The following is a 21147-nucleotide window of genomic DNA, read 5'->3' as shown; positions in this document are numbered from 1 at the left end:
TCGTGATATGAAAAAGTTATTATCCCTTGTCCTGATCGCGCTTGCCGGCACCACTTTTACTGCCTGCGATAGCTTCCTGGATACCAACGTGAACCCGAACGCACCGACCGATGTGCCGGTGGAGCAAAAACTGCCGAATGCCCTTGTCAAGACCGTGAACCTGGAGACAGGCGCCCTGAACCAACTGGGAGCTGTGTGGGTGGGCTACTGGTCCAAAGCCACCGATGGCCCGGTGAACACCTCACTGTTCAGGTTGGAAGAAACCTACGGCGTGGAGGCCATGTCCTTTGACCGCGACGGCCGGCCGATCTGGGAAGACAGCTATACCACGCTGGTGAACTACAAAGACATCGAAAACAGCGCTGCCGCCACCGGCGACCTGGCTTATGTAGGTATAGCCAAGATCATGCAGGGCTGGCACTTCATGCGCCTCGTGGATCTTTACAACAACGTGCCCTTCACGGATGCGCTGCAGGGTAGCAAAAACGTAACGCCGAAGTACGAAGACGGGCAGCAGGTATACGAAGGCGCCATGAACCTGATCACGGCAGGTATAGAGGACATCAAAGCGGCTCCGGCCTTGTCTAAAAAACCGGTGACAGACGATGTGATTTTTAAAGGCAACCTGACCCTGTGGGTAAAATTTGCCAACACCATCAAGCTGCGGGCGTTACTCCGGCAGTCCGAAGCCGGAAGAGAGGGCTACATCAGCGACGAGCTGGCTAAGATCAGGCAGGAGGGAAGCGGCTTCTTGGGTGTTGGTGAGAGTGCTCTGGTAAACCCAGGCTACCAGGTTTCAGCTGGTCTGCAGAATCCGTTCTGGGACGCCTACTATAGAAATCAGGCCGGCGCCCTGACAACAGGCTACAACACCCTGCGCCCTACGGCCTACCTGGTGCAACAGTACAAAGAGCGCAACGATCCGCGCCTGGCCAAACTTTACCGCCCCGTAAACGGCGACTACGTAGGGGTGCCGCTTGGAGCTACCGCCGCCGATTTTAACATGGCGAAAACCTCCGCTTTGTTGGGCCCGAACGAAAATGGCAACCAACCAGCTGCCTTGCTGAAGAGCGCACAGCAGCCATCTGTGTTACTTTCCTCTTTCGAGAGCTTGTTCCTGCAGGCCGAGGCAGCCGAGCGTGGCTGGCTGAGCGGCGCGGAGCAGCTGTACGAAGAAGCCATCAAAGAGTCGTTCAAGTACATGGGCGTACCAACAGGAGAATTTGTGGCGTACAATGCGCAGCCGTCTGTTAACTTTGCACTCGCGCCGAATAAAATGGAGCGCATTATCGGGCAGAAGTGGCTGGCACTGAACAGCATCAGCAGCATCGAGGCTTGGAACGACTTCAGAAGACTGAACTACCTAAGCCGCTTGCCGCAGTCGCTGCAAAGCCCGTCGGCTGACCCGGAGTTCAGGCCGCGCCGCCTGACGTACCGCCAGTCGGAGGTATATACCAACAGCGAGGAAGTAGCCAAGCAGGGAACGATCGATCCGTTTAACTCGCGGGTATTCTGGAACAAGTAAATATATAGCCTTACACATAACTCTCTCCCTTCCTTGCCGGAAAATGCAAGGGAGGGATTTTTAGCTAAACATCACCACCATGACACAAAAACAAAAATCGACTTGGCAAAAGGTGCGCAAGCTGTTCAATGACCTCCACCTGTGGATGGGCATTGCAAGCGGCCTGATCCTGTTTGTGGTCTGCCTGAGCGGCACGATCTATACCTTTAACACGGAGGTGCAGGAATTTATGGAACCCGAAAAGTTTACCGTGCAGTTAGATGCGGGAGTTGAACCCATGACAGCGGAAGCAATCATGGCAAAGGTGGCAGCCGAGACGGGGGGCAAAGTGAGTGCCATTACCATACCTGCCGACCCCAACCGCACCTACACCGTGAACGTGAAAATGGACAAGGGCGGGGAAGGAAAAGGCCCTGGTGGTGAAGGAAAGGGTAGTGGCAAAGGCTCCGGTGAAAAAGGCGATGAAGGCAAAAAAGGTCCGGAAGGTGCGGCTGATAAGGGCGGACCGGTTGGAGGGCCTGGCGGCAAAGGAGGCGGTGGTGGCCGCGACCGGGGTACCAACTACCTCGTGAACCCTTACACAGCGGAAGTGATCGGCACGACCGATAGCCCGACCTCCGAATTTTTCATGACCATGTTCCGTCTGCACCGCTGGCTCCTGCTCGACACCGAAGTAGGCCGTCCGATCGTGGGCTGGGCAACCGTCATCTTCACCCTGATCGTGCTCAGTGGCCTGGTGATCTGGTTCCCGCAGAAAGTGAAAAACTGGCGACAGGGCCTCAAAATAAAGTGGAGCGGCAACTGGAAACGCGTGAACCACGACCTGCACAACTCGCTTGGCTTTTACTCGTCTTTCCTGTTGCTGGTGATGTCGCTCACGGGCCTGACCTGGTCTTTTGAGTGGTACAAAGAAGGCTTCTTTAAGGTATTGGGCGTAACGCCACAAAAGGACCGCAAGGAAGAGCCGCTCTTCTCAAAAGTGTCAACTGATCTAACGCAAGCCACAACGCTTACGATCGCTGACTACCTTAAATCGGCCGATGCCGCGCTGCCTTATAAAGGGGACTACCGCATTTCTTTTTCAACGGATTCAGCTGCTACTGTTTCCATCAGCAAAAACAAAGTCGGCTTTTTCGCGCCGGCAGCATCCGACAAAGTGCAGCTGGACCAGTACAGCGGGCAGGTGCTGAAGGCGGAGATATTTGCCGACAAGCCGTTCAACGAGAAAATCACGTCGTCCATCAAGCCGTTGCACGTGGGCAACGTGTACGGCACTTTCTCGAAGATACTCTACTTCCTTGCCTGCCTTGTGGCCACCAGCTTACCGGTAACAGGTACCATCATCTGGATAAACAAGCTGCGCAAGAAATCAAAGAAGGGCGCTATACCTGTGGCGAGAAAATCAGCGGCGGTTTAAAACAGTCTGGTCATCTTGAGTGGAACGAGAAATCTGGGTCACCACATATAAACTCAGATTTCTCACTGAAATTCGAAATGACATACATGGTGCTAAAACAGAAAAGGCTTCTCCGGTTAAGAGAAGCCTTTTCTGTTACGGGTTGCTATACCTTAGCGCAGTCTGTCGACAGAGCGAACCAGGTCCTCGTCTTTTTTAATGAAGCGGTTAGCCAGCGCATTGAGCAGCAGCGCCAGAATAGGCATGTAGAAACCAGCTTCGTAATTACCCTCGTTGCCTGCGGCCAAGGAGTTGCCTACATAGTTGGCATAGTAAAAGGAAGTGCCGAACAGTGCGATCAGGACCAGAGAGTTAATCAGGCCGAACTTCATCTGGGTGATGCGGCTCTTGTACTGGAAAATCTCGTACAGTGCCACACCCGCCGCTATAATAGCCAGAATGGCAATCGCAATAGTGCTGGTGCCTGTCTGTGCGCCAGCCTGCACGGCCTCGCCTTCAGCGTTCACAGTCTGGAAAAACAAGTTCCAGGCAGTCAGCACCACTTCCTCGCCAGTAGTGGCATCTACTTTAGACCACAGCGGCAAAAACAGCAACGAGACCATAGCAATCACGATGAGCGCCAGAAATACGGTTTGAATTCTTTGTATCATAAAGGGGTTGATTTAACTTGCAAAGCGTTGCAAAATTAGACAAAGACCTGTAAAACAAAAATTGATGAGCACAGCTTATATAATAGATATCGTTAGAACCCCTGTCGGAAAGTATACGGGCGCCCTCAGCAGCGTACGTCCCGACGACCTGGCCGCCTTTATCCTCAAGGAGTTAATGGCCCGCAATCCGCAGCTAGACCCGAGCCTGATTGAAGACGTGGTGCTGGGCGCTGCCAATCAGGCAGGTGAAGACAACCGCAACGTGGCCCGCATGGCCCTGCTGTTGGCGGGGCTGCCGCACGAAATTGGCGGCGTAACCGTCAACCGTCTGTGCGCCTCTGGTCTGCAGTCCATCATCGACGCAGGCCGTGCCATAAAGAGCGGCGACGGTGCTGTATACCTGGCGGGCGGTGTGGAAAGCATGACACGCGCCCCTTTCGTGATGGCCAAAGCCGAAACAGCCTTTGCCCGCACGGCCGAAATCTACGACACCACCATTGGCTGGCGCTTCGTGAACAATCAGTTGTCGTCGTTGCACTACCCGTATAGCATGGGCGAAACCGCCGAGAACGTGGCCGGGCGCTATGGTGTTTCACGTGAAGCCCAGGACGAATTTGCCCACAGCTCACAGCTCAAATACAAGGCAGCCGCCGAGACAGGCAAGTTCAACGACGAGATTATACCTGTGCCCGTGCCACAGCGCAAAGGCGACCCTATTCTATTCGACACCGACGAGCACCCACGCCTATCTTCGGTGGAAAAACTTGGCGCACTGGGAGCAGCCTTCAAGAAAGGCGGCACTGTGACAGCGGGTAACGCCTCAGGTATAAACGACGGTGCGGCGGCCTCTATCATCGTGAGTGAGGAAATAGTGAAGCGCTTTGATTTGAAACCGATGGCCCGCATTGTATCGGCGGCGGTGGCAGGCGTAGAGCCCGCTTTCATGGGTATGGGACCAGTGCCCGCTACCCAAAAAGCACTTAAACGGGCAGGCCTCACCATCAACGATATCGGCTTGGCGGAGATAAACGAGGCCTTTGCGGCGCAGGCTATACCTTGCGTGCAGGAGCTCGGCATCAACCCCGACATCGTGAACGTAAATGGCGGCTCTATTGCCATCGGTCACCCACTAGGTGCCAGCGGCACCCGTATCTCAGCCACTTTGCTGCACGAAATGAAGCGCCGCGACAACGTACGCTACGGCTTGGCTACCATGTGCGTAGGTGTGGGCCAGGGAGCAGCCGTGATTTACGAAAAGCTGTAGAAAATTTGGGGGCGCTATACCTGTCTAATCTGCTGATGGTTAGCAAGGTATAGCTTGGTGGGAATTCTGAGAGTCAGTAATTGCTGCGCAAAGCAAATAAACGGGAACGCTTCACCGCTTCGGTAGGTTATAGTCTACACGTTTAGCGTGGGAAGAGACTTTGACCTGTAACTTATGAAAAACACCTTTATTGGGGTGGACCTGATTCCTCAGAACGACGAGGAAAGACTGCTGAAACTGCAGGAATACGACATACTGGATACGCCTCCCGAGGGTGCATTCAATCACATTGCGGCCATGGCTGCACGCATGTTCAATGTACCTATCGCCCTGGTGGCCCTGGTAGACTCTGAGCGGGTGTGGTTTAAGGCTAACGTAGGTATGGAAGGCGTGGAGAATGTGAGCCGAGGCATTAGCCTGTGTTCGCTGGCTATTCTGAACGATGGCCCCACTGTGTTTCCAGACGCGGTTAACGAGCCTTGTTTGCTGGCAAACCCTTTGGTGACGGGTAACTTCGGACTCCGTTTTTATGCGGGCGCACCCTTAAAGACTACCGATGGCTACAACCTGGGCACGCTTTGCATCGTGGACAAGCAGCCACGCGATTTTTCGGATGCCGACCAGAAAGTGCTGAGCCAGTTGGCGGCCATCGTGATGGACGAAATAGAACTGCGCTACCTTCGAAAAAAGGTGGTGGAAGACCCTGCCGCTTAACTTAATTTATTCCGAACATTTTAAACCCGCAGTCCCCCAAAGGCTGCGGGTTTATTTTTTTATCTTTGTCGTATGCGCTACTTCCTAGAAATCGCCTACGACGGCACCCGTTTCCATGGCTGGCAGACACAGCCCAACGCCCTTTCGGTGCAAGAGGTACTGGAGGATTGTTTGAGCAAAGTGCTGCGGCAGTCCATCAGTACGACAGGCAGCGGCCGCACCGACACGGGTGTGCATGCGAGTCAGCAGTTCGTGCACTTCGATGTGGCGCCGGAACTGGACACCGAGCACATGGTCTACCGCTTCAACCGCCTCTTGCCCGACGACATTGTGGCCAAGAGCCTCTACCTCGTTACCGACGAGGCCCATGCTCGTTTCGACGCGTTTGAGCGCACCTATCACTACCACATCACCTTAGTCAAAGACCCTTTTAAGCGATACTACGCCACCTACCTGCCGCGTTCTGTGGATGTGGAGAAGATGAATGAGGCGGCCGCTGTTTTGCTTCGTTACGAGGATTTTACGACCTTTAGCAAAGTGAAAGGCGATACCAAGCACTACCGCTGCAACATCTACGAGGCCGCATGGCGCCAGCAAGGCGACGAGCTGATTTTTACGATTCGTGCCAACCGCTTCTTGCGGGGTATGGTGCGACTGGTGGTAGGCACTTTGCTGGACGTGGGCCGCGGCAAGCTCTCCGTAGCCGACTTTGAGCAATTGATTGCCAGTCAGGACCGCAGCCAGGCCAGCGGGGCAGCACCCTCCGAGGGGCTATACCTGGCCAAGGTGAGTTACCCAGACCATATTTTCAAGGCAATACCCAAAACAAACCCTTTATAGCATGCAATTACCAGAAGACCAGAACGGTCCCCATTTGAACGGCAAACACCTGCGCCCCGAAAGCTTGATGATGAGCTACGGCTACAACCCCGAATGGTCAGAAATGGCTGTGAAGGCGCCGATTTATCAGACTTCTACCTTCGTTTTTAAGAACGCGGAAGAGGGCAAAGCATTTTTCGAACTAGCGTATGGCCTGCGCGAGAAGCACGCCGAAGAGCAGCTGGGCCTCATCTACAGCCGCCTCAACAACCCCGACCTCGAAATCCTCGAGAACCGCCTCCGCTTCTGGGACGGCGCCGAAGACGCAGCGGTTTTCGCCAGCGGTATGGCCGCCATCAGTACCACGCTTCTGGCCTTGCTCAAGCCGGGCGACCTGATTCTGCATAGCGAGCCCATCTACGGTGGTTCTGACTACTATATCAAAAACATTCTGCCGAAGTTCGGTGTGCAAAGTATGGGCTTTCGTGCCAACACCCCAATGGAGGAAGTAGCGCAAATGCTCGAGGAATCAGGTATGGCTGATAAACTGGCGATGGTATACCTGGAAACCCCAGCCAACCCAACCAACCACCTGGTCGACATTGAGGCTTGCGCCGCACTGGCCCAAAAGCACTCGACAGCCGATAAAAAAGTAGTCGTAGCCGTAGACAACACCTTCCTGGGGCCCGTGTTCTCGCACCCGCTCAAGCACGGCGCCGACCTCGTTTTATACTCTGCCACCAAGTACATCGGTGGTCACTCCGACCTGATTGCAGGTGCTTGCGCTGGTCCTGCCGACCTGATGAAGCAAGTAAAAGGCATGCGTACCTTCATGGGCTCTATGGCGAGTCCGTGGACAGGCTGGATGCTGATGCGAAGCCTCGAGACGCTGAAAATACGCATGGAGTGCCAGGCTCGCGGCGCCGAAGTAGTGGCAGCCTACCTGAAAGAGCACCCGAAAGTGGAGAAAATTTACTTCCTCGGCTACCTGCAGGACAATCCGCAGCAACAGGCCATTTACGACAAGCAGTGCAAAGCGGCAGGCTCCATGATTTCGTTCGACATCAAAGGCGGCGAGAAAGAGGCCTTCACCTTCCTCAACAACCTAAAACTTATCAAACTGGCCGTGAGCCTGGGCGGTACCGAGTCGCTGGCCGAGCACCCTGCCTCTATGACGCACTCCGATATCTGCCTGGCCGACCGCGCCGTGATGGGCATAGGCGAGGGCATGATTCGTATCTCGGTAGGTGTGGAGCACCCTGAGGATATTATCTCCGACATTGCACAAGCGCTCGAGAAAGTTACCATACCTGTGGAAGCGGAGGTATAGGTATAAACATGCATTTTTTCTAAAGCCCTTCCCTAAAAACAGGGGAGGGCTTTTTTTGTAGTTTGGGACTTACTCTTGTTTTGACAATGATGCGTGATAAATCCCGAATATCCTGATGCAAAAACCATTAACTTTGCAAGCGGTTAGTGAAGGGGATGCGTATATCTGGGATTGCAACGGCTTTATGTTAATGGCGCGGGTGTCCTCGCTCTGTCTACTATGGTGGGGTCTCTGGCCTATTGTCAGGGCTAACGGTTTTAGTTTTAAGTATAGCTGCTGTGTTATTGCATAGCTTGCCTTGGCCAGGCGGGCTGCTTTTTCGCCTGTGCGGCGGGCACCTACTTTTTGTCTTGACACAAAAAGTAGGCAAAAAAGTCAAGACTATCCAAACTCGCTGAACGCTCAGACAGTGGATAGTCATTTTGGTGCACATGGCACCGCTATACCTAGCGTAGTTCCGTGCGAGTTACTTGGCAATGCGTGCCAGTGGTCTATGTGGTCTTTAGCAGAACCGACGAAGCTATACCTATGCGCTCGGCAGCTAAGGGTTCCCCGCCTTAGATAAGGAGGGGTTAGGGGTGGTTGGACTAGGTATAGCAAACGAATTTCGGAAACGATGAAACCATACCTGCAAAATAGCAGGTACGGCAAGTCCCCCTTCGAAGGGGGTAGGGGGATGTTAATCGTGCATTTAGTAGTAACGACAGAGCTATACCTTAGAACTAGCATCGACAGGATGGCCCCTAGGGGTAGGGGCAGGATAATCGTTTGCGATAATCCTGTCAATCTTTAAATCCTGTAAATCCTTGGGTAGGGGCCCTATGTGAAGATTCAGACAAAAATGAGGGCAGGGGACAGTGCAAACCTCACGGAACCCCACCCCCCGAAAACAAACAAAACTTGATTAATCAAACTTGGAAGATAAACCACAAAATACAGGCAAGGTATTCGATGCGGACGTCATACGGCGGCTTTTCACCTTTGTGAAGCCATACATCCGTATCTTTTACTTCATCGTGTTCCTGACCTTTGCCTCGGCTATACTTGCCGCGGTGCGTCCTTTCCTGATTCAGTATACTGTCGACAACGAGATTCTGCAGAACGACTGGGAAGGTCTGAACAAGATGTTCGTGATACTGGCGGTGCTCCTTGTGGGGCATGCCATCGTGCAGTACCTCCATACCTATTTCGCGGGTTGGCTGGGGCAGCACGTCGTGCGCGACATTCGGGTGCAGCTCTACCGCCACATTCTCAACCTGCGCCTCAAGTTCTTCGACCGCACGCCCATCGGTACGCTCGTGACCCGTAACGTATCGGATGTGGAAACGCTTTCCGACGTGTTTAGTGAGGGGCTGGCTGCCATGATTGGCGACATTCTGCAGTTGGTGTTCATCCTCGGCTTCATGTTCTACATCGATTGGGAGCTGGCGCTGGTGAGTTTGTCCACCTTCCCGATAATGCTCATCAGTACCTACATTTTCAAGGAGAAGATAAAAGACACGTTCCAGGACGTGCGTACGGCCGTGGCGCGGCTCAATTCCTTTGTGCAGGAGCATATCACGGGCATGAGCATCGTGCAGATCTTCAACAACGAGAAGCGTGAGCTGGATAAGTTCAAGGAAATCAACAAAGAGCATACCCGCGCCAATGTGCGTTCTGTTCTTTACTACTCAGTATACTTCCCTGTGGCCGAGATTATCGGTGCGGCGGGCCTGGGCTTGCTCGTGTGGTATGGCGCCCACGGGGTGATTGACAATGAGGTGTCGTTGGGTACGCTGATGGCCTTTATCCTCTACATCCAGATGTTCTTCCGCCCGATTCGCATGATTGCCGACCGCTTCAACACCCTGCAACTGGGTGTGGTAAGCACCGAGCGCCTCATGCGCCTCCTCGACAGCAAAGAAATGATTCCTGATAACGGAGCTTACAAACCCGAAAAGATTAAAGGCAATGTGGCGTTCAAGGATGTGTGGTTTGCCTACAAAGACGAGGACTGGGTGCTGCGCAATATTTCGCTGGATGTGAAAGCGGGTGAATCAGTCGCTTTCGTGGGAGCCACGGGGGCAGGCAAGACCTCGGTTATCAACCTGCTTAACCGCTTCTACGAAATCAACAGCGGCCAGATTCTGATTGATGGCCACGACATCAAAGAATATGACCTGAGCGTGCTGCGCCACCATATTGGCGTAGTGTTGCAGGACGTGTTCCTCTTCTCGGGCACTATCGCCGACAACATCAGTCTGGGCAACAAGGCCATCACCGAAGAACAGATGTGGCGCGCCGCCGACCTGGTGGGCGCCCGCAAGTTCATCGAGCGACTGCCTGGCGGGCTGCATTACCAGGTAATGGAGCGCGGTGCCACGCTTTCCGTGGGCCAGCGCCAGCTGATCTCCTTTGTGCGGGCCATGGTCTACAACCCCGAGATCATCATCCTCGACGAGGCCACTTCCAGCGTCGACTCCGAAACCGAAGAACTGATCCAGTACGCCATCGACCAGCTCATGCACGGGCGTACGTCCATCGTCATTGCCCACCGTCTGTCTACCATCCAAAAGGCGGACAAGATTATTGTGATGGACCGCGGCGAGATAAAAGAAATTGGTAACCACGAGGAATTACTGCGCCGCGACGGTTACTATGCGCAACTCTACCACATGCAGTACAAAAACATGATTGATCTATGAACAAGAAATTCTTGTTAGTGATGCTGGTCCTCTCCTTTATCGTAGCGGCTTTTTATGCCTATTTAGGAGGTTTCAGCTCAGCTAAAGTATCAGAAACAAACTCAACACAACTCTATGTGGCCGGCCGCGCCTTCCGCGGCTCAGTGAACGACAAGGGCATCAACGACGCTTTCCGGAGAGCCGCTGAGGTGCTGGATAAGAAGGAACTGGAAGGGATGCTGGGCAACATCTACTATAACAACCCCGAGGGACGAGCTGATAGCCTGGATGCCTTTATTGGGGTAATTATACCTGATAGCGCTGCTCAGCTGCCCGCCGATTACGAACTGCGGGTTGTGCCCGGTGGTCGTAGGGCCTTGCGGGGTGAAGTAAGCGCCCACTACATGCTCGCTCCGAACAAACTTTACGAAGCTGTTTTTGACTATTCCAAAGAGCAAAACCTGGAGCTGGAGACTTTCTATGTAGAGTGGTTCCCGGAAGACCACCAGGGTATAGTGGAGGTTCCGATAAAGGAGTAGTTGCAGGTATAGAATATCTCTCTATATTTGATGACGAGGAGATTTCCCCGTGGAACGATAGCAAAAAGCAAATTGGGTAAAAAGGCAGAGGCAAAGAAAGAGCTGATACTGGAGGCAGCCAAGTCGGTGTTCGGCAAGCTGGGCTACAGCAAAGCCACACTCGACGATATTGCCCATGCCATTGGCCTCAAAAAGCCTACGCTCTACTACTACTACAAAAGCAAGGAGGTGCTCTTCATTGAAGCTTTCTCGCAGGAGTGGAAAGACAGCCTGTACCGTATCAAAAAAATTGCCGAGCAGGAAAAAGACCCCCGCGAGCGCCTCTTGCGTTACATCCGTTCCTCTCTCCGCTATTACCAGGAAATAGTGACGCAACACACCATCTCCATCCAGGTGCTGATCGAGACGCGTACTATGTTCCAGGAGCTCTTCAAAGAGTCGCGCGCCAAAGAGACAAATTTCTACGCTTCCGTCATCAAGGAAGGTATAGCCAACGGCTCATTCATCGGGTGCGAAGCCGATCGGGTGGGTTATTCCATTATGGTTGTCAAAGACCTGATCCAGTTCGAAGAGTTCCAGCGCGCCCAGTTCCATAACCTGCCCTCCATCGACTTTGAAAGAATAGAACGCGAGGTACTGTATACCGTGAACCTGATTCTGGAAGGTATACGGGTGAAGGTATAGCCAGCCCCCCAAACGCAACATGCCCCCGGCGATTTGCTCGCAGGGGGCATGCGTATATCTGGCCTGATCAGGCGAAAGGTTATCAAAAATGAGGTGCAAGAGGTGGGCAGCAACATGCCCGTAGGTTCAGGAATCTACCCCTGCGGGTGGCTGGCTTTATAGGCCTCCAGCTTGGCTTTAAGAGCTTCCACATCGGCGTGGTGCCCTTTGGCTACTTCGGCAGCATCGAGCTCGATGAGCATGTTCTGCATCTGTTTCAGGTAGGCGGCTTTGTCCTTCTTGAGACAACCTTTGTGATTGTCTTTGCAAGTGCCATCCTCGTCCATGGGCTTAAACATACTGCCTTCCCCATAAATGAGCCATTGCGTGTTCAGGTCCTGGAAATTCTTCACGATTCCCACCAACTCATCGAGCAGGTAGTTTTTTCCTGAAAGTATATTCGAAAGTACCGCCTCGTCGCTGCCCGTCATCTCGATGAGCTGCGGCATTTCCAACTCCTTGATGCTGGTATAAAAACGGAACCTTTTGCCGATTTGCTGTATGTCAATAGCCATAGATAGAGATTTTTGAGGTCATGTAAACTTTCTATACGTACCTATAACAGTTTCTGGATCAAAAAATTCCCCTCAGGCTAAATGCTTGTCTGCTAAGCAATTGGTTTTCAGTCCGAAAATGGCAAGACGGTATGTTGCTACTGTGAGTCCTCGGCCTGCAACTGCCTTTCATAAAGCACCTTGTACAAGCCTTGCTGTTGTATCAGTTCCTCGTGCGTGCCATGCTGCACGATCTCCCCATCTTCCAGCACCAGAATCTTGTCCGCTAGCTTTACCGACGACACCCGGTGCGAAATGATGATGGAAGTGCGGTTGGCCATGATGCGGCGCAGGCTATTGAGAATGGCGTTTTCCGTTTTCGTATCCACCGCCGAAAGCGAGTCGTCTAAGATCAGGATGCTAGGCTCCCGCACCAGTGCCCTGGCAATGGACACGCGCTGTTTCTGTCCGCCTGAAAGTGTGATGCCGCGCTCGCCCAGCTTGGTTTCGAATTGCTCCGGGAAGCGCATGATGTTTTCGTATACGTCTGCGTCTTTGGCCGACTGCACCATTTGCTCCTCGGTAATGCTCGGCAGACCAAAGCCGATGTTGTTGCGGATAGAGTCTGAGAAGAGGAACACGTCTTGCGGTACATAGCCTATCTGGCTGCGGAGGCTTTCCAGGTTATAATCGCGCACATCCACCCCGTCTATCAAAATGCGCCCGCCCGTCACGTCGTACATGCGCGGAAGCAGGTTGGCGATGGTGCTCTTGCCGGAGCCGGTGTTGCCAATCACCGCCAGTGTTTCGCCGTGCTTGATGTCGAAGGACACGTTTTTCAGGGCATGTATACCCGTGTCGGGGTATACGAAGTCCACGTTCTCGAACACGATGTCGCCCTGTATCTGTCGGCTGATATTCTCACGGGAAATGATGTCGGTTTTGGTGTTGAGGAACTCGTTGATGCGGGCCTGTGAAGCGGCGGCTCGCTGCACAAGACTGGCCGTCCAGCCGAGCGAGGTCACCGGCCAGGTGAGCATGTTCACGTAAATGATGAACTCAGCGATGTTGCCTGCCGTGATACTGCCGTTTATCACTTCCTGACCGCCGATGTATACCGTGATGATCGTGCTCAGGCCCACCAGAAACAGCACTAATGGGAAGAAGAGCGAGTTCACGAAGTTGAGGTCCAGCGACTTGTCTTTGTAGTTGTTGCTGGCCCTGGTAAAATTGTTGTGCGAGTCGTCTTCGCGCACGAAGGATTTGAGTACCCGTATACCTGAAAAAGCCTCCTGCACAAACGTGGTTATACCTGACAGGCTGCGCTGTATCTCGTCGGACTTGCGCTCGATGATGTTATTGACATAGTAGATGCTGATGGCCAGGATCGGTAGTGGGATCAGGGTATAGAGCGTGAGCTTCACGTTCACCGACAGCATGTAGGGAATCACCATCAAAAACAGGATAATCAGGTTGATGCCGTACATAATGGCCGGACCCAGGTACATGCGCACCCGGCTTACGTCCTCCGAGATGCGCGACATCAGGTCGCCTGTGTTGTTTTTACGGTAAAAGCTCAGCGGCAGGCTCTGGTAGTGCTCGTAGATCTCGTTCTTGAGGTCGTTCTCGATCAGACGGCTCATCACAATAATGGTTTGCCGCACAAAGAATAGGAAAAGTCCCCGCAGGAGCGCCATCACCAGGATGATCACCCCATAGACCAGGATGCTGCTGGCGAAGGTGTCGTACACCGCCTCCTGCTGGGCCATGCCCTCGAACAGGTTGTGCAGGTTAATGCCTTCCTTGATCAGGTTAAAGGCGTGGCGCACCACCTGGGCAGGCAGAATCTGGAAAAAGTTGGAGATGATAATAAACACCACACCCCACAGGAGGCGGTATTTATACTTGAACAGGTACTTGTTAAGGTAGCGTAGTGATTTCACAGCAAGAATATGGAACTCAGAGGCTTTTACGTAGAGTTATGGCCTACAAATTGAATTAATCAAAAAAAGAATTAATTTTGCAGCACGAAAAACGGGGTGTCTGTTGTCCCGCTTCTACAAAGATAGAATAACCCTTAATCAAAATCATAAATGGTCGAACTAAAAGAAGTTGAACTGAAGAAAGACAAATCAGTCTTCGGTCAGATATCGGAGTATAACCATGAGAAAGTAGTTTTCTGCCATGACCACGAAACTGGACTGAAAGCTATTATCGGTATCCACAATACTGTACTTGGCCCGGCACTGGGCGGTACCCGTATGTGGTCGTATGCTTCCGAGGCCGAGGCGTTGGATGATGTGCTGCGTCTTTCAAGAGGTATGACTTATAAAGCCGCTATCTCAGGCCTGAACCTGGGTGGTGGTAAAGCCGTGATCATCGGCGATGCCAAAAAAGACAAGAGCGAAGCGCTGATGCGCCGCTATGGCCGCTTCGTGAAGAACCTGAATGGTGCCTACATTACTGCTGAGGACGTTGGAACGACCACAAAGGACATGGAGTACATCAAGATGGAGACTGACCACGTGGCTGGTCTGCCTGAGGCAATGGGTGGCAGCGGCGACCCGTCTCCTGTGACAGCCTACGGTACTTACATGGGTATGAAAGCGGCGGCGAAGAGAGCTTACGGCTCTGACTCGCTCGAAGGCAAGAAAATCTCAGTGCAGGGTGTGGGCCATGTAGGTGGTTACCTGGTTGAGCTGCTGGCCAAAGAGAACGCCCAGGTCTTCATCACCGACATCTACGAAGACCGTCTACGCGACATCTCTTCTAAATACAAAGCCAAGGTGGTAGGTATGGACGAGATCTATGACCTGGATGTGGACATCTACTCTCCTTGCGCGTTAGGTGGCACCGTGAACAGCGACACCATCAACCGTCTGAAGTGCCGCGTTATCGCAGGTTCTGCCAACAACCAGCTGCGCGACGAAACACTGCACGGATCTGAGCTTGTGAAAAAAGGCATCCTGTACGCGCCAGACTTCCTCATCAATGCAGGTGGTCTGATCAACGTGTACTCTGAGCTGCAAGGCTACAACCGCGAAAGCGCCTACGCCCAGACAGAACGTATCTACGGCTATACCCTCGACATCTTCGACCTGGCCGAGAAAGAAGGCATCCATACGCAGTTGGCCGCTACCAAAATGGCTGAGCAGCGCATCCACAGCATCGGCAAAGTAAAGTCTACTTACTAAGCCTAGCCTTTCTGACAATATTCAAAACAAAAGTGCTGCATTAACCTGTGGCACTTTTGTTTTACTACAGTTCATATTTTTAGCGCACAGGCCCGCCTTTGCGTATACCTTTACCGGTGGCGCCTATACCTGACCACCGCATTTAGCGCCACAATAGTGGCAAGAGTATAAACACATATCAACCAACACGTTCTTTAAAATACCATTATGCTCAACCGCAGAACACTTCGAATCAAGGCTATGCAAGCCATTTATGCCTACAAGCAGGCCGAAGGTTCGGATTACCAGCTGGCACTTGACCAGATAGCAGAAGACTTTGCCCCAGACCTGAACTCCATGGAGGTGCAGGACCGCAAGCTGCTGGAAGGCCGCAAGCAAATTGCCCAGCTGCTCTTTAAGGAATGGCACGAAACAGGCCAGTTCGAAACCGAAGAGACCGACAAGGAGATAATTGATGCGGTAAACAGAGCCATTGTGGCTTACAAGAACCTCACCAAGAAAGACTACAAGCACTACAGTAACCAGATGATGGGCGCGGTGGAGCGCATTTACGACCACTACCTCGGTACGCTGCAGATTCTGCAACTCCTCAACGAGCTAGTAGAGGAAGAAGAAGTGAAGAAAGAGAAGCGCTTTACGGCCGCCACTGGCCCTGATGTAAAACGCTTCCTGAACAACCGCGTAGCCCAGCGCATACTCAACAACAAATCGTACCAGGAGAACATCATCCGTCGTAACATTTCGTGGGGCTCCGACATCAGCGAGATCCGGCAGGTATACAAGAACATTTTGAAGCAAGACGAGGTGTTTTTGAACTATCTGGCACTGCCTGCGCCCTCCCTCGAAGAGGACCTGGAAGTGGTGAAACATATTTTCAAAAACATTATTTTTAAAGAAAAAAACTTACAATCTTTGTTTGAGGAGCAGGATTTGAACTGGGTGGAGAACAAATCCATCGTGAAAAGCCTGGTCAACAAGACTGTAAAGATGTTTGGTGAGGAGAGTGAAGAGGAGCCCGTGCTGCTCGACCTTTCGGCTAACTGGGAAGACGACAAGGCCTTTTTTGAGGAGCTTTACCACCAGACACTGCAGGACGATGAGAAGTACGAGGCCATGATTGCCGCAAGCGTGAAGAACTGGGATGTGGAGCGTGTGGCCCTGCTTGACAAGATCATCCTGAAGTTGGCGCTTTGCGAAATGCACATCTTCCGAAGCATACCCGTTAAAGTGACCATCAACGAATACATCGAGATCTCCAAGCTGTACAGCACACCGAAAAGCAAGCAATTTGTAAACGGCGTACTGGACAAAATGGCACAGGAACTGACCTCGAAGGGAGACATCCGCAAGTCAGGCCGTGGTTTGATCGACAACAAATAAGGTATAGTCCGACTTTGAGCCCCAATCTACCGTAATAGGGGGAAACGACGTACCAAATATATAAGTATAGAGATAATCCTATGAGTAAGAAGACGAGCAACATACTGTTTTTCGTGTCTGGGGCTGCTGTGGGAGCTGCAGCAGGCATCCTGTTTGCGCCAGAGAAGGGCAGAGAGACGCGCAGCTGGCTAAGCTACCGACTGGAGAAATACCGCGATACGCTTTCAGACTTGCTGGAAGAGCTGGTAGAAAACCGTGACCGCGTGACCTCAAGCGCAAAATCGGAAGGACAGCGTGTGATACAGGACGCAAAAGACAAAGCCGAGAAACTGCTGGGCGATGTCGATTCACTTATCAACGAGATTAACAGCAGGAAAGAAATATAGACATGAGAGAGATTACACTGATTCCCGGCGACGGGATTGGACCAGAGATTACAGAAGCCGTAAAGGCCGTGTTCAGTGCCGCCAGCGTGCCTGTAACCTGGGAAGAGGAAAATGCAGGGCAGACCACCTTCGATTCGATCGGTGAACTGATTCCTTCTACATTGATTGCCTCCCTGAAGAAAAACAAAGTGGCCCTGAAAGGCCCGATCACCACGCCGGTTGGCAAAGGCTTTAAGAGCATCAATGTGCAGCTGCGCCAGATGTTCGACCTCTACTCCAACGTGCGCCCTGCCAAAACAACGCCTGGTGTTAATACCCGTTTCGAGAATGTGAACTTGGTACTGTTCCGCGAGAACACCGAAGGCCTGTACTCTGGTTTGGAGATGTTCGACGAGCGCCTGCAGATCTCTGACTCTGTGGCCCGCCTGACGCGTGTAGGCTGCCGCAAAATCATCCGTGCCGCTTTCGAGTATGCCAACAAGCACAACTGCAAAAAGGTAACAGCTGTGCACAAAGCCAACATCCTGAAAAGCGCAGGCGCCCTGTTCCTAAGCGAGGCCAGCGAGATCGCAAAAGAATACCCACACATCCAGTACGACGATAAGATCATCGACAACATGTGTATGCAGCTGGTAATTAAGCCGGAGCAGTTCGACGTGATCGTAACCACCAACCTGTTCGGCGATATCCTGTCTGACCTGTGCGCGGGCCTGGTAGGCGGTTTGGGCGTGGTATCCGGAGCCAACATCGGCAGCGACATGGCCATTTTCGAAGCCGTACACGGCTCTGCTCCTGATATTGCAGGCCAGGGCAAGGCAAACCCAACCGCGCTGCTGCGCTCCGCCATCATGATGCTCCACCACATCGACCTGAAAGATGAGGCAAACCGCATTGAGACGGCGCTGGACGCAACACTTGCCAACAGAGAGCAGTGCACCGGTGACTTGGGCGGCAAGGCCAGCACCATGGAATTTGCACAACACATTATTGCGAAACTATAATCAAGCAAAAAGCTGTTTAACTGATATGAAAAAGAACTTCTTATTAGCCCTAGCGCTTGGCACTGCCATGACAGTGACCAGCTGCGACCAGAACAACACGACGGCATCGGAGGCAACTACTGCCGAAGCAACTGCACCTGCAGCACAGCCGCAGGTAGTAGATAACCCCAATGTTGTGCCAGCTAACCAAACTGCCAGCACCGAGAACATGGCTGTTATGAGCTTTGAGACTACGGAGTACGATTTTGGTACAATCAAAGAAGGCGATGTAGTGGAGCATACCTTTAAGTTCACGAACACAGGCAAGTCGCCGTTGGTGATCGAGAGCGCTTCTGCCTCTTGTGGCTGTACTGCACCTGACTGGACGAAGACACCTGTTGCACCAGGTGAGCAGGGTGAAGTGAAAGTTCGTTTCGACAGCCGTAACAAGCCAGGTCAGCAGTCGCCGACTGTAACAGTACGTGCCAACACAGAGCCTAACATTGTGCGTGTGTTCATGAAAGGCAACGTTACTTCATCAAGCATTCCAACTGCAGGCGCTGACGGCCCTGTGAGACTTAACTAAACATCACGCTCCGGAGAGCACAACCTTTTTATGCAAACGATATTCCTACAAGCCGCACCAGACGGAGGCATGTTGCCTCAGTTGCTGATGTTCGGCGCTATTATCCTTGTTTTCTATTTTTTCATGATCCGTCCGCAGCAGAAAAAGGCGAAGGACCAGAAAAAATTCCGCGATGAGCTGACCAAAGGCATGCAAGTCGTGACAATAGGCGGTCTGCATGGTCGTTTAACAGCTGTAAACGATGACACCGTAGAGATAGAAGTAGACAAAGGCGTACGCCTTGTTTTTGAGAAGTCTGCCATCTCGCTGGAAGCTACTGCTAAAGTGAAATAAGGATATTAACCTTGTCGTTTGAGAAAGCCCGAAATATCATTTCATGGTTTGTAAGGCCATTTAAGCCCCAAACAGAGCACTACTGGCGAATTGTAGTGCTCTGTTTTGTGGCGGCCTCTACTTTTTGGCTTCTTAATGCACTTAACAAAAGCTACTCTACCCAAACTACTTACCCGGTTCGCTTTGTATACAATGACCAGCGGTTGGTGCCCATCAGCCCGCTTCCAGAGGAAGTAGAGGTCAATGTAACCGGCAGGGGGTGGAAGCTGCTTCGCAAGGCGCTCAGGGTGGAGGTGCAGCCCGCAGAAGTCTACATCCGTAGCCTTCCCCGCAACAATTACCTGCTTGGTTCCGCCTTAAGGCCTGCCCTGGTAAACGCCATGGACGGTCTGCAGCTGAACTTTGTGGTGACAGACACGCTTTTCTTTAATTTTAACGAGCAAGTGACGCGGCGCATAGCCCTGCAGCTCGATCCGGCTCAAAAAGTTACCGGCGAACGCCATGCCCTCCTGCGCCCTGTCCGCATTGATCCGGACACGATTACGTTCCGGGGGCCATCTTCCATGGTCGACAGCCTGCCGAGTCCTTTCCTGTTGCGACTGCCCATCACTAACCTGACCGAGTCAGCCAAGATCGTTGTGCCCATCGAGTACGACAATAAATCGCTGGTGAAGGCAAACATCACAGAAGCCACTGTTGCGGCAAGGATAAGACCATTGCAACAGCGGGAGCTACAGGTTGCACCTGAGATGGTGAACGTGCCGCTGAACACTGAGGTAACGTTGCGCCCGCAGGTCGTGCTGATTCGCTACCTGGCCCTCGAAGACTCGGGAGCCGTGATCAACTCCGACGCCTTCAAAGCGATTGTAGACTTCTCGAGGTATAACCGCCTCGACTCCACTGTGGTGCCAGAGCTTGTGCAAAAGCCCGCCGGTGCGCGCAACATCACGCTCTGGCCTGAGCGCATCAAAGCAGTTTTAGAAAGGTAACAACATGCTGAGGATAGGTATAACCGGAGGAATAGGCGTAGGGAAGACCATCGTCTGCCGTGTGTTCGAGGTACTGGGTATACCTGTGTATGATGCGGATACCCGTGCCAAGTGGGTGATGCAGTATGATGAAGCACTTAAACAGGAACTGCAGGACGCTTTTGGGCAGGGGACCTATACCTCGGAAGGATACCTGAACCGGTCTTACCTGGCATCGGTGGTTTTCAGCAACCAGGAGCGGCTTGATCAGCTCAATGCCCTGGTGCACCCCCACGTAGGCCTTGACTTTGAGCACTGGGCCGAGGCGAATGCAACTGCTCCGTATCTGATCAAGGAAGCTGCCTTGATGTTTGAGTCGGAGTCGTGGCGGCAGATGGACGAAATCATTGTGGTGACCGCACCCCTTAAGGTCCGCCTCAAGCGCTTGCTACAGCGGGATCCGCACCGCACGGAGGCCGATATAAAAGCAATCATCAGCAAGCAACTAAGCGAAGAAGAGAAGATAGCCCGCGCGCAGCACATCGTCTACAACGACGGCCAGCAGCTTATCATACCCCAGGTTGTGGCGCTTCACGAGCAGTTTCTTGCCAAGTCAGGTATTGCAAAGTAAAATCTTGCGCCTGCCTTTCCCTTCAGTTATAGCAGTATAGTATCTTCTATACCTTATCCAACTCCATTTTCACTCCCTATACCTACGAGTAAGTATACTGCCAGCCTGAGATGCATCACACCCAAGGCCAGGGGCGTACATGCTAACCTTTTCCGGAAAACTGAAGGTATGGATCTATGGTCGCAGGGCGGCACTTCTTTGACAATGAAAGCGACAGGGTAGAGGCTGCTTTGCTTCAATATATGATAGTTGGAATCAGGTCGTTATAGAAACAGGTATAGGCGTAGGGAGGGCATGTAGTTGAGGCAGTCCGGAAAAGTATAGACATAAAAAAAGGACAACTTTTATGTTGTCCTTTTGTGGGGCGTACTGGATTCGAACCAGTGACCCCCTGCTTGTAAGGCAGGTGCTCTGAACCAGCTGAGCTAACACCCCGTTTTATCTTTTCGTTGACCTTTTGTCCCCGTTTGATGATGCAAATATGGGGCGTTTTTTTGGAACTGCAAAACATCTGCGAAAAAAAACTTAAAATTTTTTTTCGAGCTTCACCG

20 protein-coding genes and 1 tRNA gene are annotated in these 21147 nt (G+C 52.4%); 17 read left to right on the top strand and 4 right to left on the bottom strand.

From position 1 onward, the window contains the following. The first annotated feature begins 7 nt into the window (after positions 1-7). On the top strand, positions 8-1525 hold the full coding sequence (locus tag BD749_RS11125) for a SusD/RagB family nutrient-binding outer membrane lipoprotein (protein WP_101444401.1): 1518 nt from the start codon (positions 8-10) through the stop codon (positions 1523-1525). A 79-nt stretch (positions 1526-1604) separates the two neighbouring features. Beyond that, a complete protein-coding gene (locus tag BD749_RS11120; protein WP_101444400.1) occupies positions 1605-2942 on the top strand; it encodes a PepSY-associated TM helix domain-containing protein in 1338 nt (445 codons plus the stop codon). A gap of 152 nt (positions 2943-3094) precedes the next feature. On the opposite strand, the gene BD749_RS11115 is transcribed toward BD749_RS11120, so the two are convergent. Next, the gene (locus BD749_RS11115) at positions 3095-3592 is read right to left on the bottom strand and encodes a DUF4293 domain-containing protein (protein ID WP_101444399.1); all 498 of its coding nucleotides are present in this window, start codon (positions 3590-3592) and stop codon (positions 3095-3097) included. 64 nt (positions 3593-3656) lie between these two features. Between BD749_RS11115 and BD749_RS11110 the strand changes: the two genes are divergently transcribed. The 7 genes from BD749_RS11110 to BD749_RS11080 all read left to right on the top strand — a co-directional run bounded on the left by BD749_RS11110 (position 3657) and on the right by BD749_RS11080 (position 11605). Further along, positions 3657-4856, top strand: coding sequence for an acetyl-CoA C-acyltransferase (locus tag BD749_RS11110; protein WP_101444398.1), 1200 nt, complete (start codon positions 3657-3659; stop codon positions 4854-4856). 174 nt (positions 4857-5030) lie between these two features. Then, on the top strand, positions 5031-5570 hold the full coding sequence (locus tag BD749_RS11105; protein WP_101444397.1) for a GAF domain-containing protein: 540 nt from the start codon (positions 5031-5033) through the stop codon (positions 5568-5570). 72 nt (positions 5571-5642) lie between these two features. Beyond that, positions 5643-6410, top strand: a complete 768-nt coding sequence (gene truA, locus BD749_RS11100) for a tRNA pseudouridine(38-40) synthase TruA (RefSeq protein WP_101444396.1) — start codon at positions 5643-5645, stop codon at positions 6408-6410. Position 6411: 1 nt separating this feature from the next. Then, positions 6412-7719 (top strand): cystathionine gamma-synthase family protein, encoded by a 1308-nt coding sequence (locus BD749_RS11095; protein ID WP_101444395.1) that lies wholly within the window; start codon positions 6412-6414, stop codon positions 7717-7719. A 914-nt stretch (positions 7720-8633) separates the two neighbouring features. After that, positions 8634-10403 carry an ABC transporter ATP-binding protein gene (locus BD749_RS11090; RefSeq protein ID WP_101444394.1) on the top strand — a complete coding sequence of 590 codons (1770 nt, stop codon included), beginning with the start codon at positions 8634-8636 and terminating at the stop codon, positions 10401-10403. Beyond that, entirely contained in the window at positions 10400-10921 is a 522-nt protein-coding gene (locus BD749_RS11085) for a GyrI-like domain-containing protein (protein ID WP_101444393.1), read from the top strand. The genes BD749_RS11090 and BD749_RS11085 overlap by 4 nt, the downstream gene beginning before the upstream one ends. A 72-nt stretch (positions 10922-10993) precedes the next feature. Next, positions 10994-11605 (top strand): TetR/AcrR family transcriptional regulator, encoded by a 612-nt coding sequence (locus BD749_RS11080; RefSeq protein WP_101444392.1) that lies wholly within the window; start codon positions 10994-10996, stop codon positions 11603-11605. A gap of 134 nt (positions 11606-11739) precedes the next feature. On the opposite strand, the gene BD749_RS11075 is transcribed toward BD749_RS11080, so the two are convergent. Beyond that, a complete protein-coding gene (locus BD749_RS11075) occupies positions 11740-12159 on the bottom strand; it encodes a hypothetical protein (protein ID WP_101444391.1) in 420 nt (139 codons plus the stop codon). A gap of 137 nt (positions 12160-12296) precedes the next feature. Beyond that, complete coding sequence (locus BD749_RS11070) at positions 12297-14081, bottom strand: ABC transporter ATP-binding protein (RefSeq protein ID WP_101444390.1); 1785 nt, start codon at positions 14079-14081, stop codon at positions 12297-12299. Between the two features lie 150 nt (positions 14082-14231). On the opposite strand from BD749_RS11070, the gene BD749_RS11065 reads away from it, so the two are divergent. The 8 genes from BD749_RS11065 (at position 14232) to coaE (ending at position 20596) form a co-directional block, all read left to right on the top strand. Further along, positions 14232-15332, top strand: coding sequence for a Glu/Leu/Phe/Val family dehydrogenase (locus tag BD749_RS11065; protein ID WP_101444389.1), 1101 nt, complete (start codon positions 14232-14234; stop codon positions 15330-15332). Between the two features lie 207 nt (positions 15333-15539). Next, positions 15540-16712 carry a transcription antitermination factor NusB gene (gene nusB / locus BD749_RS11060; protein ID WP_101444388.1) on the top strand — a complete coding sequence of 391 codons (1173 nt, stop codon included), beginning with the start codon at positions 15540-15542 and terminating at the stop codon, positions 16710-16712. 80 nt (positions 16713-16792) lie between these two features. Beyond that, positions 16793-17098 (top strand): YtxH domain-containing protein, encoded by a 306-nt coding sequence (locus BD749_RS11055; RefSeq protein ID WP_101444387.1) that lies wholly within the window; start codon positions 16793-16795, stop codon positions 17096-17098. Positions 17099-17100: 2 nt separating this feature from the next. Continuing rightward, complete coding sequence (locus tag BD749_RS11050; RefSeq protein ID WP_101444386.1) at positions 17101-18099, top strand: isocitrate/isopropylmalate dehydrogenase family protein; 999 nt, start codon at positions 17101-17103, stop codon at positions 18097-18099. A 25-nt stretch (positions 18100-18124) separates the two neighbouring features. Beyond that, positions 18125-18664, top strand: a complete 540-nt coding sequence (locus tag BD749_RS11045) for a DUF1573 domain-containing protein (RefSeq protein WP_101444385.1) — start codon at positions 18125-18127, stop codon at positions 18662-18664. Between the two features lie 30 nt (positions 18665-18694). After that, positions 18695-18997, top strand: coding sequence for a preprotein translocase subunit YajC (gene yajC / locus BD749_RS11040; protein WP_076668646.1), 303 nt, complete (start codon positions 18695-18697; stop codon positions 18995-18997). 11 nt (positions 18998-19008) lie between these two features. Beyond that, positions 19009-19986 (top strand): YbbR-like domain-containing protein, encoded by a 978-nt coding sequence (locus BD749_RS11035; RefSeq protein ID WP_101444384.1) that lies wholly within the window; start codon positions 19009-19011, stop codon positions 19984-19986. Positions 19987-19990: 4 nt separating this feature from the next. Next, positions 19991-20596, top strand: a complete 606-nt coding sequence (coaE, locus tag BD749_RS11030; RefSeq protein WP_101444383.1) for a dephospho-CoA kinase — start codon at positions 19991-19993, stop codon at positions 20594-20596. Between the two features lie 360 nt (positions 20597-20956). On the opposite strand, the gene BD749_RS11025 is transcribed toward coaE, so the two are convergent. Then, positions 20957-21031: transfer RNA gene (locus BD749_RS11025), tRNA-Val, on the bottom strand. Between the last annotated feature and the right edge of the window lie 116 nt (positions 21032-21147).

Origin of the sequence: Pontibacter ramchanderi (genome assembly GCF_002846395.1) — a bacterium.
GTDB lineage: Bacteria > Bacteroidota > Bacteroidia > Cytophagales > Hymenobacteraceae > Pontibacter > Pontibacter ramchanderi.
This window is presented reverse-complemented; position numbering and strand designations above follow the sequence as displayed.

Excerpts from the sequence above, each read along its gene's own strand:
- BD749_RS11125 (WP_101444401.1), top strand. The coding sequence starts at position 8 with ATGAAAAAGTTATTATCCCTTGTCCTGATCGCGCTTGCCGGCACCACT.
- BD749_RS11120 (WP_101444400.1), top strand. The coding sequence starts at position 1,605 with ATGACACAAAAACAAAAATCGACTTGGCAAAAGGTGCGCAAGCTGTTC.
- BD749_RS11115 (WP_101444399.1), bottom strand. The coding sequence starts at position 3,592 with ATGATACAAAGAATTCAAACCGTATTTCTGGCGCTCATCGTGATTGCT.
- BD749_RS11110 (WP_101444398.1), top strand. The coding sequence starts at position 3,657 with ATGAGCACAGCTTATATAATAGATATCGTTAGAACCCCTGTCGGAAAG.
- BD749_RS11105 (WP_101444397.1), top strand. The coding sequence starts at position 5,031 with ATGAAAAACACCTTTATTGGGGTGGACCTGATTCCTCAGAACGACGAG.
- truA (WP_101444396.1), top strand. The coding sequence starts at position 5,643 with ATGCGCTACTTCCTAGAAATCGCCTACGACGGCACCCGTTTCCATGGC.
- BD749_RS11095 (WP_101444395.1), top strand. The coding sequence starts at position 6,412 with ATGCAATTACCAGAAGACCAGAACGGTCCCCATTTGAACGGCAAACAC.
- BD749_RS11085 (WP_101444393.1), top strand. The coding sequence starts at position 10,400 with ATGAACAAGAAATTCTTGTTAGTGATGCTGGTCCTCTCCTTTATCGTA.
- BD749_RS11075 (WP_101444391.1), bottom strand. The coding sequence starts at position 12,159 with ATGGCTATTGACATACAGCAAATCGGCAAAAGGTTCCGTTTTTATACC.
- BD749_RS11065 (WP_101444389.1), top strand. The coding sequence starts at position 14,232 with ATGGTCGAACTAAAAGAAGTTGAACTGAAGAAAGACAAATCAGTCTTC.
- nusB (WP_101444388.1), top strand. The coding sequence starts at position 15,540 with ATGCTCAACCGCAGAACACTTCGAATCAAGGCTATGCAAGCCATTTAT.
- BD749_RS11055 (WP_101444387.1), top strand. The coding sequence starts at position 16,793 with ATGAGTAAGAAGACGAGCAACATACTGTTTTTCGTGTCTGGGGCTGCT.
- BD749_RS11050 (WP_101444386.1), top strand. The coding sequence starts at position 17,101 with ATGAGAGAGATTACACTGATTCCCGGCGACGGGATTGGACCAGAGATT.
- BD749_RS11045 (WP_101444385.1), top strand. The coding sequence starts at position 18,125 with ATGAAAAAGAACTTCTTATTAGCCCTAGCGCTTGGCACTGCCATGACA.
- yajC (WP_076668646.1), top strand. The coding sequence starts at position 18,695 with ATGCAAACGATATTCCTACAAGCCGCACCAGACGGAGGCATGTTGCCT.
- coaE (WP_101444383.1), top strand. The coding sequence starts at position 19,991 with ATGCTGAGGATAGGTATAACCGGAGGAATAGGCGTAGGGAAGACCATC.